This window comes from Spirosoma fluviale, from assembly GCF_900230225.1.
GTDB classification, from domain to species: domain Bacteria; phylum Bacteroidota; class Bacteroidia; order Cytophagales; family Spirosomataceae; genus Spirosoma; species Spirosoma fluviale.
In genome coordinates this window covers 1,864,314-1,879,201 of sequence record NZ_OCNH01000001.1, presented here as the reverse complement: position 1 = coordinate 1,879,201, position 14,888 = coordinate 1,864,314, and the positions used below count along the sequence as shown (strand labels likewise).

The 14,888-nt window shown below is 50.7% G+C and carries 11 protein-coding genes; 8 read left to right on the top strand and 3 right to left on the bottom strand.

The window, feature by feature from the left end:
- Positions 1-86 precede the first annotated feature (86 nt).
- The 4 genes from trxB (at position 87) to CRO74_RS07875 (ending at position 5,230) form a co-directional block, all read left to right on the top strand.
- On the top strand, positions 87-1,058 hold the full coding sequence (gene trxB / locus CRO74_RS07890; protein ID WP_097125432.1) for a thioredoxin-disulfide reductase: 972 nt from the start codon (positions 87-89) through the stop codon (positions 1,056-1,058).
- A gap of 112 nt (positions 1,059-1,170) precedes the next feature.
- The gene (locus tag CRO74_RS07885; RefSeq protein WP_097125431.1) at positions 1,171-2,235 is read left to right on the top strand and encodes a LysM peptidoglycan-binding domain-containing M23 family metallopeptidase; all 1,065 of its coding nucleotides are present in this window, start codon (positions 1,171-1,173) and stop codon (positions 2,233-2,235) included.
- Positions 2,236-2,416: 181 nt separating this feature from the next.
- On the top strand, positions 2,417-2,926 hold the full coding sequence (locus tag CRO74_RS07880) for a hypothetical protein (RefSeq protein ID WP_097125430.1): 510 nt from the start codon (positions 2,417-2,419) through the stop codon (positions 2,924-2,926).
- Positions 2,927-3,016: 90 nt separating this feature from the next.
- Positions 3,017-5,230 carry a B12-binding domain-containing radical SAM protein gene (locus CRO74_RS07875; protein WP_097125429.1) on the top strand — a complete coding sequence of 738 codons (2,214 nt, stop codon included), beginning with the start codon at positions 3,017-3,019 and terminating at the stop codon, positions 5,228-5,230.
- 5 nt (positions 5,231-5,235) lie between these two features.
- Here the strand turns inward: CRO74_RS07875 and CRO74_RS07870 are convergent, their stop codons facing one another.
- A complete protein-coding gene (locus tag CRO74_RS07870) occupies positions 5,236-5,973 on the bottom strand; it encodes a YqjF family protein (protein WP_097125428.1) in 738 nt (245 codons plus the stop codon).
- Positions 5,974-6,193: 220 nt separating this feature from the next.
- On the opposite strand from CRO74_RS07870, the gene CRO74_RS07865 reads away from it, so the two are divergent.
- The 3 genes from CRO74_RS07865 (at position 6,194) to CRO74_RS07855 (ending at position 9,513) form a co-directional block, all read left to right on the top strand.
- Complete coding sequence (locus CRO74_RS07865; protein ID WP_097125427.1) at positions 6,194-6,940, top strand: DUF5958 family protein; 747 nt, start codon at positions 6,194-6,196, stop codon at positions 6,938-6,940.
- An 82-nt stretch (positions 6,941-7,022) separates the two neighbouring features.
- The gene (locus tag CRO74_RS07860; protein ID WP_097125426.1) at positions 7,023-8,414 is read left to right on the top strand and encodes an OmpA family protein; all 1,392 of its coding nucleotides are present in this window, start codon (positions 7,023-7,025) and stop codon (positions 8,412-8,414) included.
- Positions 8,415-8,514: 100 nt separating this feature from the next.
- On the top strand, positions 8,515-9,513 hold the full coding sequence (locus CRO74_RS07855; protein ID WP_245877780.1) for a vWA domain-containing protein: 999 nt from the start codon (positions 8,515-8,517) through the stop codon (positions 9,511-9,513).
- A gap of 71 nt (positions 9,514-9,584) precedes the next feature.
- Here the strand turns inward: CRO74_RS07855 and CRO74_RS07850 are convergent, their stop codons facing one another.
- Positions 9,585-10,886: an amidohydrolase family protein gene (locus tag CRO74_RS07850; RefSeq protein WP_097125424.1), complete on the bottom strand. Its 1,302-nt coding sequence runs from the start codon at positions 10,884-10,886 to the stop codon at positions 9,585-9,587.
- Between the two features lie 23 nt (positions 10,887-10,909).
- Entirely contained in the window at positions 10,910-13,972 is a 3,063-nt protein-coding gene (locus tag CRO74_RS07845; RefSeq protein ID WP_097125423.1) for an amidohydrolase family protein, read from the bottom strand.
- Positions 13,973-14,135: 163 nt separating this feature from the next.
- On the opposite strand from CRO74_RS07845, the gene CRO74_RS07840 reads away from it, so the two are divergent.
- On the top strand, positions 14,136-14,882 hold the full coding sequence (locus CRO74_RS07840) for a hypothetical protein (protein ID WP_097125422.1): 747 nt from the start codon (positions 14,136-14,138) through the stop codon (positions 14,880-14,882).
- Positions 14,883-14,888 lie beyond the last annotated feature (6 nt).

The following is a 14,888-nucleotide window of genomic DNA, read 5'->3' as shown; positions in this document are numbered from 1 at the left end:
TTTTCAATTTTGTGTATGTTGTCAAAATACTCCCGCTTTTTGAGGGAAATTATTTTTAGTTACCAGACGACTTCGCTCCCATTGCAATGACTTCCGAACATGTAAAGTGCCTCATTATAGGTTCTGGCCCGGCCGGTTACACAGCAGCAATTTATGCAGCACGTGCCAATGTCCAACCCGTTTTATACCAGGGTGGGCAACCCGGTGGCCAGCTCACCATCACCACCGAAGTAGATAATTTTCCCGGCTACCCCAACGGCGTACAGGGCCCGCAGATGATGCAGGACCTTGAGGCTCAGGCCCGTCGATTTGGGACCGACATCCGCTATGGTATGGTTACGAAGGTTATCTTCTCGGAAAACCCGACCCTCGATACACCCCACCGAGCCATCGTTGACGACAAACACGAGGTTACTGCCGATTCCATTATTATCTCGACCGGTGCATCGGCCAAGTGGCTTGGGCTTCCCTCCGAGATGCGGCTGAACGGCCGTGGCGTATCGGCTTGCGCCGTTTGTGACGGCTTCTTTTTCCGTGGGCAAGACGTGGCCATCGTGGGTGCCGGTGATACGGCTGCCGAAGAAGCGAGTTACTTAGCCAACATTTGTCGGAAAGTTTATATGCTGGTTCGGCGGGATGAAATGCGGGCATCGCAATTCATGCAGAAGCGCGTTAAAACAGCACACAACATCGAGATTCTGTACAACACCTCTACCGAAGAAGTGCTGGGCGATGAAGATGTAACAGGTGTGCGGGTGAAGAACAGCGAAACGGGCGAAGAACGAATCCTGGACGTAACCGGCTTCTTTGTAGCCATCGGTCACAAACCCAATACTGATATTTTCAAAGACTACCTTGAGCTGGATGAAAATGGCTACATTATCACCGAAAAAGGCAGTACCCGAACCAACATACCCGGTGTGTTTGCCTGTGGCGACGCGCAGGACAACATTTACCGTCAGGCAGTAACCGCAGCCGGAACAGGCTGTATGGCCGCCCTCGACGCCGAACGTTACCTGGTCACCCTGGAAATGCAGGGAGAAGAAATTGTTCATTAACAAAACCAGTCGTTAGTGATTGGTTATTAGCTAATAGTTATTGGTTATTGACCGATGGATGACCAATAACTATTAGCTAATAACCAATCACCAACGAACTTATCTACGTACGATGAGAGAAACCGCTACACGGTGGCTTTTGGCCATCGGGTGCTTGTGTTTGACCGTAACGACACAGGCCCAGGAGCGCGGGCGATTTAAAAATAACCTGCGCATCACCCCAAAAACGGGTTCGAATCCCAATTTTCCGGTCGTCGAACAGCCGCAAAAAGCGGACGACCAGTTCGAACAGGAAGCAACGCAACTGCGCTTCAATAGCCAGTTTGAGCCCAAAAAAGAATTAAACCCGGTTGTCAGTGAAGATACCAGTCAAATTGACCAGGGTGAAACCAGTGTTGTTGAAGTCATTGATTCCGTACTGGTTGGTACGGAATGGGTCAAAATAGCAGATTATTACGCCGTCTGGGATTCGCGCACCATCGACCCTTACAATATCAATCCTCTCGAATTTGACGAAGCCATTGATATTAAGCTGTACGACCCCCCCGCCAACCGCTTCTGGTCGCCCCCGCTGAACGAAGGAAAAATGACCTCAACGTTTGGCTATCGATGGGGTCGCTGGCATACCGGTGCCGACCTTGATCTGGAAACCGGCAATCCGGTCTACTCGGCGTTTGACGGTATTGTCCGCATTGTTGGCTGGGACGGAAACGGCTATGGCCGCTACGTGCTGGTTCGACATTATAACGGGCTCGAAACGCTGTATGGGCACATGTCCAAACAAACCGTTGAGCAAGGGCAACTGGTCAAAGCGGGTGATCAGCTTGGTCTGGGTGGCAGTACAGGACGCAGTTCCGGCCCTCACCTTCATTTTGAGACCCGCTACGAAGGGAACCCGTTTAGCCCACTGAACATCTATTCATTCCCGGAAAATAAAATCAACTCCGATCACTTTCTGCTGACGGGCTCCGTCTGGGATTACCTGCGCGGGGGCCGGTCGTCGGATAATAGTTACAAGCCCAAGTTCAAGCGAACAGTATTGCACCGCGTACGTTCCGGCGAAACCCTAAGTTCCATTGCTGACCGGTATGGTATGTCGGTCGCGTCGTTGTCGCGTAAAAACCACATGTCGTCCCGTTCGCGCATCCGTCCCGGCCAGAAATTACGGGTTCATTAAGAAAAGGTTTTTGTTGAAGGGTGGCATCTAGGCTGTAGTGCCGACCGTCTCGGTCGGGCGTGTATCTAATCAGTTCTCTCCCGACCAGGACGGTCGGTACTACAGCCTAGATGCCACCATTTTTGATAAGAAAGCTTAAACAGTCTCATTATTCGGGCAAACCCACCAGCTAGTAGTTATCATGAAATTCTTAGTTTGTCTGGGCAGCCTGCTGGTGTTTCTAAACTTTACTAATCAAGCGGGCCCCAGCTCTCAACCCGCACTTCCGGCCGGTAAATGGACATACGAGAAGAAAGTAGTCGATAAGGCAGGGAACACCGTGCATAAAGCGTCAATTACCTCGCCGACACCGTTGACCTTTTCCTTTCCCTACGCTGGTGGGTCAGTGGCTACGCTCACAATCCGGCGTAAGAATGACGAGAGCCTTCTTTATCTGGAAATATCCCGGGGTCAATTCAACCGAACCTTTCAGGGTGGCAATGCACGGATTGCGTTCGATAATAAACCAGCCCGAAATTATTCTTTTTCAGCCGCCGAAAACGGCCGGGCAAACATCATTTTTTTCGACGATGCTACGAAGTTGATTTCGCAGATGAAGAACGCGCAGAAAATGACCATCAACGTTGAGTTTTACGCCCAGGGACGCCGAACGATTGACTTTAGTACCGCCAATCTGACCTGGAATCACTGAGTCGATTCGGCCCACCCGAACCATTGCCGATACCGGGAGGTTATGCTTTCTCAGAGGAAGTTAAGGCCTTATCCTTGACTTGATACGCCAGTGGACCAGACCATCTTACTCATTACCCCGCCCTTTACTCAGCTAAATACGCCCTATCCGGCAACGGCTTATTTAAAGGGATTCTTACAGACGAAGGGCATTACCGCCTTTCAGGCCGATTTGGGTATTGAGGTGATTCTTGCGCTATTTTCGGCAAAAGGCCTGTCGGCTCTATTTGCCCAACTCGACGCTGCCGACGCCGAGTTATCGGATAACAGCTACCGCATTTGTCAGCTGCAACATGACTACATCAGTACCATTGACCCGGTCATTCGGTTTTTGCAAAACAAGAACCCGACTCTGGCCCATAGCATCTGTGACCGGACGTACCTCCCCGAAGCTTCGCGCTTCGCTCAACTGGAAGAGCTCGACTGGGCTTTCGGGACGATGGGCCTGCATGACAAAGCCCGCCATTTAGCCACGCTCTACCTCGAAGACCTGAGCGACCTGATTCAGGAAGCCGTCGACCCCCATTTTGGCTTTAGCCGGTATGCCGAACGGCTGGGGCGGTCTGCCACCCATTTCGACGAACTTCACGAGGCCCTGCAAGCGCCTTACACCTGGGTATCATCCCGACTGGTCGACCTGCTGGAACAGAAAATTCAGCAATTTCGGCCGACTGTCGTTTGCCTGACAGTGCCCTTTCCGGGTAATCTGTATGGTGCCCTGACCTGCGGAAAGTACCTTAAAAAGCATCACCCGGACATAAAAATTGTGATGGGCGGGGGTTATGCCAATACCGAATTGCGCTCGCTGACGGAGCCGCGTGTTTTTGACTTTGTCGACTTCATCTGCCTCGACGATGGTGAAGCCCCGCTCCTGACATTGCTTGAACACCTGTCCGGTCAGCGGGAGTTACCGCAGCTGAAGCGCGTGTTTGCCCGGACAAATGGCATTGTGACCTACCATAACGGTGCCCGCGAAAAGGACGTACCCCAGCGGGAAACAGGAACGCCCAACTACCGCGATTTACCACTGCACGATTACCTGTCGGTCATTGAAGTTGTCAACCCGATGCACCGGCTCTGGAGCGACGGTCGCTGGAACAAACTGACGCTGGCCCACGGCTGCTACTGGGGCAAGTGTTCCTTCTGCGACATAACACTCGACTACATCAAGCGGTACGAACCTGTAACGGCTTCGCTGCTGTGCGATCGAATCGAGGAAATCATCGAACAAACCGGACAAACCGGATTTCACTTTGTGGATGAAGCAGCCCCACCCGCACTGATGCGCGACCTGGCGCTGGAAATTATCCGCCGGAAACTTACGGTGACCTGGTGGACGAACATCCGATTTGAAGTAAGTTTTACGCCCGATTTGTGTGCTTTACTGAAAGCATCGGGCTGCATTGCCGTATCGGGCGGGCTGGAAGTTGCCTCCGACCGACTGCTGGAACGGATGAAAAAAGGTGTAACCGTGGCCCAGGTCGCCCGTGTTGCGGATGCCTTTACCCAGGCCGGTATCATGGTTCATGCCTACCTTATGTATGGTTTCCCGACACAAACGATGCAGGAAACCATTGACTCGCTGGAAATGGTGAGGCAGTTGTTCATGAACGGCATTGTTCAGTCGGGTTTCTGGCACCGCTTCGCCATGACTGCCCACAGCCCGGTTGGCGTTGACCCCGCCGGGTTCGACGTAATGCGGCTCGGCCCCGCCGAACCGGGGAACCGGCTGGATGTTTTCGCGGATAACGACCTGGAACACGCTGATCCTACGGGGGCTGACCACGACCTGTTTGCCGAAGGATTACGAAAATCGCTGTTCAACTACATGCACGACGTGGGGTTCGATTTGCCCCTGCAAAAGTGGTTTTCGTTTAAAGTTCCGGTTACGTCCATACCACCCCGCTACATTGAAAAGGCCATTAGCCAACAGTTGGATAAAGAGCCCCGCCCAAACGCGCTGGTGATCTGGCCGGGAAACGTACCCACAATGGAGATTTTCGAGTTACAGCAGGGCCGGGAAGTGGTTCAAATGGCCGAACTGGAGTTTTACAGTAAACAGGGACACTGGCTGCTCGAAACAACCATCGAAACCGGTCAGTGGCTTGTCGATACGCTTCCTTTGCTCTCGATCAGGCAGAACGATCCTTATTCGTTTGGTCGGTTGAAGGCGCAGTATGAAGCCAGCCAGTCGGGCAGCTTTGCGGCTTTCATGCAATCGGCTACCTGGGCAAAACTCCGGGAACAGGGAATGCTTCTTGTCTGAGAAAATCACCCCCGTAGCGTAGCCCCGGACTTGATCGCTACCGGCGAGCCATCGGCCAGAAAAACAGAATGCGGAGGCTGTTCGAAGAAGGGAGCAAATTCAGCACCGTATAATTTGGCCACCTCGCACCGAACCTCATAATCCCGTACCGGATAAATGGACCAGGGAACGTGGACTACTTCATACTCCGAGGTTCGGCTTTCGCCCTTCTTCAACGATGATCGCTTGGTATATCCCCAATAATGCTCGGTGATAAAGGCTTCTTCACTTTCCGGCACCAACGGATGGCCCGTGGCATCGGCGTTGACCTGAATAAAATTCCAGTCCGACCCTACTTTCCAGTCGTAGCGAATAAATTGGGAATCGGTAGTACGCTCCCAGGTATGACGCATGGCATGGGTAGCGTAAGGCTCGCCGTATAGAGTGTTCGCCACCAGTGAAATAGCTGGTTTGGGCACAATCTCTTTTACAAAGACGACACCTCGTTTCCAGCCATCCTGTGACTTCCGACGTACGTAAAAACGCAGGTTAAATTCTTCGAACTCCCGGTGAAATGGCACAGCAAGCGCACCAAACAGTTTGACCCGCTGGAAATAAAACCCAACCAGACTGCCATAGCAGACACCATTAAACTCATCCAGCTCGGTTCCATAAGGAACAAGCGGCTCAAGCACCCGACGATCAATGGCATAATTAGCAAAAATCAAATTCCGCCATTCGGCAGTCAGGAAGGTAAACGCCATAAGCAGGTAAAGTCATTTTAATGAACAACGCTAAGTTCGGCTGATCGTTCGCCAGACAGTTAATAACAGGGCAGAAAAGTAACAATCATTCAGAGATAGGTTGCAAGTGACGTTTTTTTCTGTAGAACATAGCAGTCAGCGCACAAAATCTTGTATATAGTTCTCAATTTTCGTTAACTTTTCACAGCAATTCGTCAATGGGTTATTTTGCAACTTACGGATGAGCTTAGACGAAGAAATAGCGATCTACCAGTTTGGGCAAGGCATCTCCTCACACAAAGAGCTGGTGGCTCATTTTATGCAACTAACTAATGATCAAAAAAAAATCTCCTTTTATGAATTACATCGCCTGATCAGGCAACTAAACCCATTGGCCGCCGACATTGAGGTTGCCCTTACCGAGAGCCCGTTAGACGATAGTTACACGTCTGGTTTTAACTTTACATCACGCTGGCTGAAGATGACAAGCTTAACGCAGCCAGAAGAGGAAAACAACTATATATTTCTGTTATATCTATTTAAGACGACCTATCAGCGACACTATCAGCTAAAAAAGCAAGACCCTGAAAACTGGCGCTACCAGGATTTATCCAATCCAGAGATCGTACAGAACATATTAAAAACACACCAAAACTTAGTCGAAACAATTTATTCAGACCCCAGCTATCGAAGCGAGTTTTTGAGTTTAGCCAAACTGTGGAATGATCGGTTCAACTTCCGGGACCCAAACTATCTCAAGCCCACACCTGAGCATGCGAATCAATACATGAATTACGATGACCTCGTGACAGCGTATATCAACACGTTTTCAATTAAAAATATGCGCTCAATCGGGATATTGCGTAACTCCCTGGAAAAAGCGCTATCGAGACAGTATAAAGTAGACGCCCAACAAGTGGAACGTCTGATAAGTGAAATAACCGAGAGATATTTACGAGAAAACTATAACACAACCTTCAATCAATAAGACCAGCTGCTGAACTTTGCAATGCCTAAGCGTACATGGATAGGTCTGCTCAGCAAGTAATACCATTTATATCCGTAACTCTATGCGTCTGTACATTTACCTATTCTTTTGTCTTGTTAGCAGTAGACTGGCTTTTGCTCAGGACAGGATCATAACGAAAGAAAACGATAAAATCCCCGGAAAAATCACCACGACATCCAGCCATCTTATTCGTTTCTTCAACCGGTTTACCAACCAGCCTGATTCTATAGCCACCGGGCTTGTCCAGGAGCTGCGGTACAATGATGATTCGCTGCGGGTTCTGGTGATCCCGGAAGTAAGCCAAAATCAGTTCTCAAGCCTCTCCCCGGCCGAATTTATGGAGGCTATTTACTTCACCGATTATCCCCTGTTGCTGCAAACGAAAACCGTTCGGTACGATCTGTCGTTTGCTCCAGCCGCAACGGGTAAAACCGCCCGACTAACAACCGATTCGAAAACCAGACTAGCTGTCTGGGCCTCTTCCTTCAAAGCACACCCCGAACTTTCCTTTACGATCACGCTTTATTGGGACTTGGCTGGCTCGGCAACTCACAATCAGCAAATAGCCGAAAATCGGGCCAGCGCGCTTCGCAGTTTTTTACTTTCCAGAGGTGTACATCCTGCTAATCTAACCGTTACTGCACGCAGAAAAGCGGATCTTGCTGGCAGCAAGGCTTCCCTTGCACAGAGTATCGAATTCAGATGTAGTGCTGTAAAAGGCATATCCATTCTCTACGCGGCTCCTTATACACCTTCTCCGCAACCGGAAGTTCCACGTCCTGGCCCCGTTCAGGTCCAGTCCCCTGTTGCAGTTCCGGTTGCCCCTTCGGCACAAGTTTCACAGACATACAAGCCTCGTGAGTCGGTACGACTACCACCAAGATCACAAAAGCGGTATAGTGTCACGGCTTATTTTGAAGGCCTGTATACGTTCGAGCCACTCTCCGCCGATTGGGTTGATCCAAACACCGGGCCGGGTAATCTTCAGGGGTTTGGTGGGGGCTTGTTTTACACCTATTACCTGAAACCACGTGTTGGCTTAACGGCGCAAATTGGCTACTCCTTATGGGCTGTCCGCAGGCGGTATCTTAATGAACAAGAAACCGTCATGTTCACGAACGATCAGGTGTTAGGCCGACTTTCGGCCCAGGTAGGTGTCCGTTTCTATGCCACGCCTTCTGTCTACATCCAACCGATGGCAGGTGTCCAGCAACTAACGCTAACAAGCGAGAATTCAGCAACTCATCCATTCGGAGTGAATAAGCAAGAGTTTAAATCGTTTTTAGGAGCTGCCGGGGCGGCTGTCGGGTATAAGATCAGACGGCAAAGTTTATTGTTTGACGTCGCTGCTCAGTACTATTTAATTCCCAACAAGGCGTTTGTTGGTGTTGCACAACCGTTACACTTTTTTGGACTTCGTTTAGGGATCGGCTACCGCCCGGAAAATAAATAGCTCATTTATAAAGCTCCAGTATCAACTGCATATGAAATATAGTTCCCTCCTCCGTACTTGCTTACTGTATTTTTCATCACAACAGTCATCAAGAGTGTCTGTGAGCCGATTCTTTACCTACTCAATCCTGCTCGTTTGCGTATTTGGCGCTGCCATGAGCAGTTGTCGACGCATCATTGACCTTCCCGTAGCAAGTCTGAATGCCAAGCCTTCGGCGGCTGCCACGGCCAGTCTTTCAACCAGCCCCACAGGTCTCGACAAGATCACATTCTCAGTAGATGTATTCGTTGTCGATAAAAACGGACGACTCATTACGGGTCTGAAACCGGACAATTTTAAAATCATCAACAACGTCGTTAATACGTACGAACTCATTGATGTGACGACGTCTAACTTAATCGTTAAATCGGCGGGATATTCGGCCATGCTACTTCTCGACCAGACAGGGAGTATTAGCACAACAGATCCCAATAATCTGCGAATTGAAGCCAGTAAGATCTTTTTAAGCAATCTTGGTCCCGACGATTATACGGCCATGATGAGCTTTACCTCCAGCTATACCGGGTTTGTTAAGTTGCACAGTGATTTTAGTAAACAGACAGATGGTATGAAGAAAACCCTGGATACACTGGCGCTGAACGTGAGTGGCGGGACTCCTCTTTATACCTCATCGATTCAGTCTGTTACCTATACGGCTCAAAAAGGCCCTACATCCAATAAAGCCGTTATTGTGTTCACCGATGGAGAGAACAATGTGACAACCAATACACTGGAGGATGCGACGACGAGAGCTATACAACAAAAAATTCCCCTTTTTACCGTTGGCCTGAGCACCGACGTAAATGTTAATGTACTGGCTCAAATGGCGAACGAAACCAGTGGCGCATTCTTTTACGCTAAAGATGCCGGTCAATTGATCTCAACGTTTGGTACCCTGGGCAACCTTCTTCACGGGCAGGGACAAGTTTACCGCACCACCTGGTCGGTTACGAAGACAGGCAGCAAATGGGCGGCCGGTCAGGTAATAGCGACAACCATATACGTAACCCTCTTTGACGGGACTGTCGTTGAGGTGCCCTTCTGGTTAAAGGTGAAGTGAGTTCAACAACAAAAAAAGGATGACTCGTTCGAGTCATCCTTTTTTTGTTAACGGGGTTTTTAAATAAAATTTTACTTCTGTTCGTATTTGTCTTTGTACGTCTTGTAAAGCCGCTTATGCCGGTCGTCGAGGTTTACTTTCCGGCCCTGAATGAATACGTGTTCGATCACGTTGGTGCGCATATCGAGTGCATCACCAGCCGAAACGAAAAGGGTAGCCTGCTTTCCTTTTTCGAGTGTACCAACCAGCGCATCGACGCCCAGAATCTTCGCCGTATTTGACGTTACCATCTTTAGCGCTTCTTCGCGGTCCGTAACGCCAAAACCGGCGGCCGTACCGGCCAGAAACGGCAGATTGCGTGTCCGCCACCACTCGTCGGCATAACTTAAACTAACCAGAATACCGGCTTTGTGTAAAATACCCGGCATGCGGTAAGGTAAATCCACATCTTCATCTTCACGATTCGGTAGCCGGTGCAGTCCACTCAGGATAACGGGTACATTGTTGTCTTTCAGAAACGAGACAACCCGGTTGGCTTCTTCGCCCCCCACAATAACGACCTTCTGAACACCCGCCGATTTGGCAAAGGTTACCGCTTCGATGATGTCTTTGCCATAATCGGCCCGGATGTAGAGATTCTGTTTTCCCGAAAACAAGCCGCGCATGGCCTCCAGTTTCAGGTTCATGATGGCGGGAGTCGGCGAGGCCGCATAGGCCTTTGCATCCGCGAATGTGGCCTGTAAGGCATCAATGGCAGGTGCGCGTTTATCGTTTTTCTTGACGACAGTAGTGAAGTCCTCGAAATTGAAATCACGGGCGAAGTAGGTTGGCCAGTTGAGCCAGATGCCATCATCTTTCTTCAAAGCCGCATCTTCCCAGTTCCAGCCGTCAGCCATCATGACACTCGAACTCCCCGAAACGGTTCCCCCCTGGGGCATAGCCTGCGTTACCAGGACGCCGTTGTTCCGGATGGTAGGGATGATTTCCGAATCCGTATTATAGGCAATCAGCGCCCGGATGTTGGGGTTAAGGATACCGATTTCCTGCTTATCGACGGTAGCCCGGACAGAGCCGGTTTCCTGCAAGCCCACCGTCGACGCCGGTGAGATAATGCCCGGATACACGTGCTTACCCGATACGTCGATAACCTCCACATCGGTCAGATTCAGTTTAACAAGGGTGCCATCGACCACATTCGTGATAACTCCGTTGCTGAACAGCACAATGCCATTCGGAATCACCTGTCCGGTACCTACGTGAACCGTACCACCCATCAGGGCAATGGTTTTGGTCTGCGGTTTTGCCGGGGCGGGATTCTGGCCATAGCTCATGAGCGAGGCCAGCATGCATATAGAAACTAAGATTTTTTTCATGATTGTTTGCTCTAACCGTCAGCTTATTTCCCCTCTTCTCCTTCAGCAATTACGCCTTCAACGTCTTCGCAATGCCACATCCGGGCCCGGCGGGGCGTAGGGCGAGTGGTCGATGCACCAGTCGCTTTAGCCGTCAGCATCTTCTGAATAATCCGGGCCCGTTCGCCCTGCATCTGCTCGCGTTTCTGATCTTCGTCCTTGAGGCTGAAATAAACAGCCCCGTCAATCATCGTAATTTCCGGACGGGCGTAAATAGCCAGCGGGTTGGCGTTCCAGAGTACCAGATCGGCATCTTTACCGGCTTTAACGCTACCCAGTTTAGCATCCAGGTGAAGCAGCTTAGCGGGATTGAGGGTCACCATTTTCCAGGCATCCTCTTCGCTCAGTCCGCCGTATTCGACCGTTTTGGCGGCTTCCTGGTTCAGGCGACGGGCCATTTCGGCATCATCCGAATTGATCGATACGGTAACGCCCTGCCGGTGCATGAGGGCGGCATTATAGGGAATAGCGTCGTGTACTTCCATTTTGTAGGCCCACCAGTCGGCAAAAGACGACCCGCCTGCACCGTGCTTCGCCATTTTGTCGGCCAGTTTGTAGCCTTCCAGAATGTGCGTGAACGTGTTCACCTTAAAATGCAGCGAATCGGCTACTTTGAGCAGCATGTTGATTTCCGACTGCACGTAGGAGTGGCAGGTAATGAAGCGTCTGTTGGCCAAAATCTCGGCAAGGGCATCGAGTTCAATATCCCGACGGGGCATCAGTGCCGTTGTCTTCTCCTTTGCATTCAGCTTGTTGTAAGCCGCCCAGCCCGCTGCGTATTCTTTGGCGCGGGTGAAATGGTCCATAAAGACCTGCTCCACACCCATCCGCGATTGCGGGAAACGAGTCAGTACGCCGGGGTTCGGGTAGTTGGCCTGCTTTACGTTCTCACCAAGCGCAAACTTGATGAACCCGTCTGCCCCTTTTACGAGCATATTCTCCGGCGATTCGCCCCACTTCAGTTTCACAATGGCCGACTGCCCGCCAATGGCGTTGGCCGAGCCATGCAGCAGTTGCGAGGTGGTAACGCCACCCGCCAGCTGCCGATAGATATTAATGTCTTCCGGATTGATGACATCCGACATACGAACCTCCGCCGAACTTGACTGACCACCTTCGTTTATGGACAGCAGCGCAATATGCGAGTGTTCGTCAATGATTCCGTTGGTCAGGTGTTTACCGGTTCCGTCAACCACCTTAACATTGGCCGGAGCCGTCAGGCCTTTCCCGACTTTAGCGATTTTTCCATCGGTAATCAGCACATCGGCATTAGCTAAAACCCCTTCCTTTTCGTTGGTCCAGACCGTTGCATTGCGAATCAATACCGCTTCGGCTTTGGGTTTCTGCGTGTTGCCCATACCCACAAACGGATAAAGCATGGTGCTGACCGCCGTAGCAGACGTGGCCGTAGTGCTGGTGGCGGAGGTCGATGTAGCCGTGGTCGACCGTGGGGTATCCACCGCTTTAACCGCCGACCATGCAATCGTTTTCCCATCCGGCGATTCACCATCCCCTTTCAGATTTGTGGGTGAGGTTCGGTAGCCAGTTAGGCGAATGGTACCGGGTTTCCGCTTATCGAGCTGAATCTGCATCGAAATGAGGTCGCCACTTGCCGACACCTTCGGGGTTATTTTAAGGGTATCGGCCTGAATCTGGTACTCGGGCTTATCGGCCGATTTTCCGGTGATGTTCAGCTTAAGGTTCGATTGGGAGCCCACCGTCAGGTTCCAGGTTCCGCGCAGATCGACCAGATCCTTGTTGTTCACGATGTACTGTTTGCCCTGCATCCAGTTTTCGTAGATGATATTGTCCGCACTGAACAGGTTACCCGAGGTGATGATAAAATTGGCCAGCCGTCCTTTCTGCAACGTACCAACCAGATCGTCAACACGGATCAGTTTGGCGGGTACGGTGGTCAGGGCTTCGAGGGCTTTTTGTTCGGGCAGGCCGTTTTCGATGGCTTTCCGCAGGTTTGCCCAGAAATCGGCTTTATTCCGTAAACCTGCCGTTGTCAGGGCAAATGGAATGTTGGCAGCGGCCAGTCGTCCGGCGTTCATGGGAGCCATTTCCCAGTGTTTAAGTTCGGCGAGCGAAACGTTATCGGCATCCCATGCATCTTCCACATCGTAGGGCTGCGGGTAGTTCAGGGGAACAATGAGTGAAGCCCCTGTTGCTTTCACCTCATCGAGCCGCTGGTATTCATCGCCCGTGCTGCGGATGATGTACTGGATGCCAAATTCGTCCCCGATTTTATCGGCGCGAACGATACCCAGTTTGTCATTGGCCTCAAAAATAGCGGGCAACGGTAGATTCCGGGTCAGCGCATCGAGCGACATGTTGGCCTGCTCTTTACTGCCCGAACGCTTGTACCAATCGGCATCATACATCGCCTGACGCAGCAGGGCCACAACCCCCATCATGGAATTCGGGTATTGCTGACCGGACGTGCCTTTGCTGAACGAGTAATGCGCGGTTGCATTGGGTTTCAGCACGAGCGTATTTTCCCGATCATCGGCCAGCGCTACCAGCGAGCCGGTGCCACGGGCAATGCCATCGTGCGGATGGGTGAGCACGGCACCAAAGCCCAATTTCCGCAACTCATCGGCTTTGGCGGGATTGGCTTTGAAGAGCACACTGGCTTCATTTTCGGGCTGGATGGCCTGATTCCAGTAGTAGGCTCCTTTCTTATTCGACTCGTACTGCGGTACACCACCACGGCCACCACCGGCGCCACGGGTAATTTCCGGCATCCCGTAATCGGAATCAATGTCGATCAGGGCGGGGTAAATACGTTTTCCTTTTAAATCGGTCGTTACAGTTCCGGCGGGTATGTTTACCGACGCACCCACGGCCTCAACGCGCCCATTCCGAATGAGCAGCGTCGCATTTTGGAGGGTAGTTTGCGGATCGACAATAATGGTTGCATTGGTAAAGGCATACATGCCCGGTCGTTCATCATAGACACCATTTCGCGGGAAGGTCGTCTGAGCCACAGCAGAGTACGTCAGACCAGCCGCAAAAATTGCTGCCAGAAAATGTTTTGTCATGAACTTGTTTGATTAGCTGATGATTAGGGTTAACTCTCAAAAATACGAAAACTAATCGTGCCTTTTGCCACTTTACCCAAAGAATATTTTGCCTGATACGGAATAGGGACAGTATTTTTAAGCGAAAAAACTGTACTTTAGCCAAAACAGACATTCACTCACCATGCGCTTTATTTTTATCATTCTGAGCCTACTGCTTTACAACCTGCCAGCCTTTTCACAGGAGCAAGCCGAGTACATGAACCAGACCACCCGAGACCGGATCAATTTTGCCAATCTGAATATTAACAATAACGCAACGCTTTTTTCGATTAAAGGCCCCGCAGGTACTCTCCTGGGTACCCCTTATCTGGATACGACCTGGCAGGCGGGCAATGTGAAATTTTACAATAAGGTGGGCATGTCCCTCACCACCGACTCCCTCGCCGGTGTACCAGTCCGACTCGACCTAATGGCCAATGAAGTCGATGTAAAGGCAGGCGCAACCAGCATTAAAGCCGTCAAGGCAAGTGCCGTTCGTTACGTTGACATGAACAATGCCTATGGCTCAGTTAGTCGGTTTATCAACGTGCAGGAATTTCAATCGGAAGGCCAGTCACTTACCGGCTTTTTTGAGCAGATTGTAGCGGGGAAATTAGGTCTGCTGATGCACCCAGCCGTTTATATTCAGAAAGGCAATTACAACGTCGCGATGAATGTAGGCAGCAAAGATGATCAACTGCTTAAAAAGATGGATTGGTACGTGGCCCGTGGCAAACAGGTAATGAAATTTTCGCCCGGCAAGAAGGCGGTCCTTGAACTTATGGCCGATAAGAAAGACCAGATCGACGCTTTTCTTAAAAACAAGAAGCCTGATTTGAAAAGCAGAGATGGGCTTTTTACCACGTTCGCATATTACAACACACTGTAAGCAGAC

Bases quoted from the DNA above. Each gene is read 5' to 3' on its own strand.
- CRO74_RS07885 (WP_097125431.1), top strand. From the start codon at position 1,171: ATGAGAGAAACCGCTACACGGTGGCTTTTGGCCATCGGGTGCTTGTGT.
- CRO74_RS07870 (WP_097125428.1), bottom strand. From the start codon at position 5,973: ATGGCGTTTACCTTCCTGACTGCCGAATGGCGGAATTTGATTTTTGCT.
- CRO74_RS07845 (WP_097125423.1), bottom strand. From the start codon at position 13,972: ATGACAAAACATTTTCTGGCAGCAATTTTTGCGGCTGGTCTGACGTAC.
- CRO74_RS07850 (WP_097125424.1), bottom strand. From the start codon at position 10,886: ATGAAAAAAATCTTAGTTTCTATATGCATGCTGGCCTCGCTCATGAGC.
- CRO74_RS07840 (WP_097125422.1), top strand. From the start codon at position 14,136: ATGCGCTTTATTTTTATCATTCTGAGCCTACTGCTTTACAACCTGCCA.
- CRO74_RS07860 (WP_097125426.1), top strand. From the start codon at position 7,023: ATGCGTCTGTACATTTACCTATTCTTTTGTCTTGTTAGCAGTAGACTG.
- CRO74_RS07865 (WP_097125427.1), top strand. From the start codon at position 6,194: ATGAGCTTAGACGAAGAAATAGCGATCTACCAGTTTGGGCAAGGCATC.
- CRO74_RS07880 (WP_097125430.1), top strand. From the start codon at position 2,417: ATGAAATTCTTAGTTTGTCTGGGCAGCCTGCTGGTGTTTCTAAACTTT.
- trxB (WP_097125432.1), top strand. From the start codon at position 87: ATGACTTCCGAACATGTAAAGTGCCTCATTATAGGTTCTGGCCCGGCC.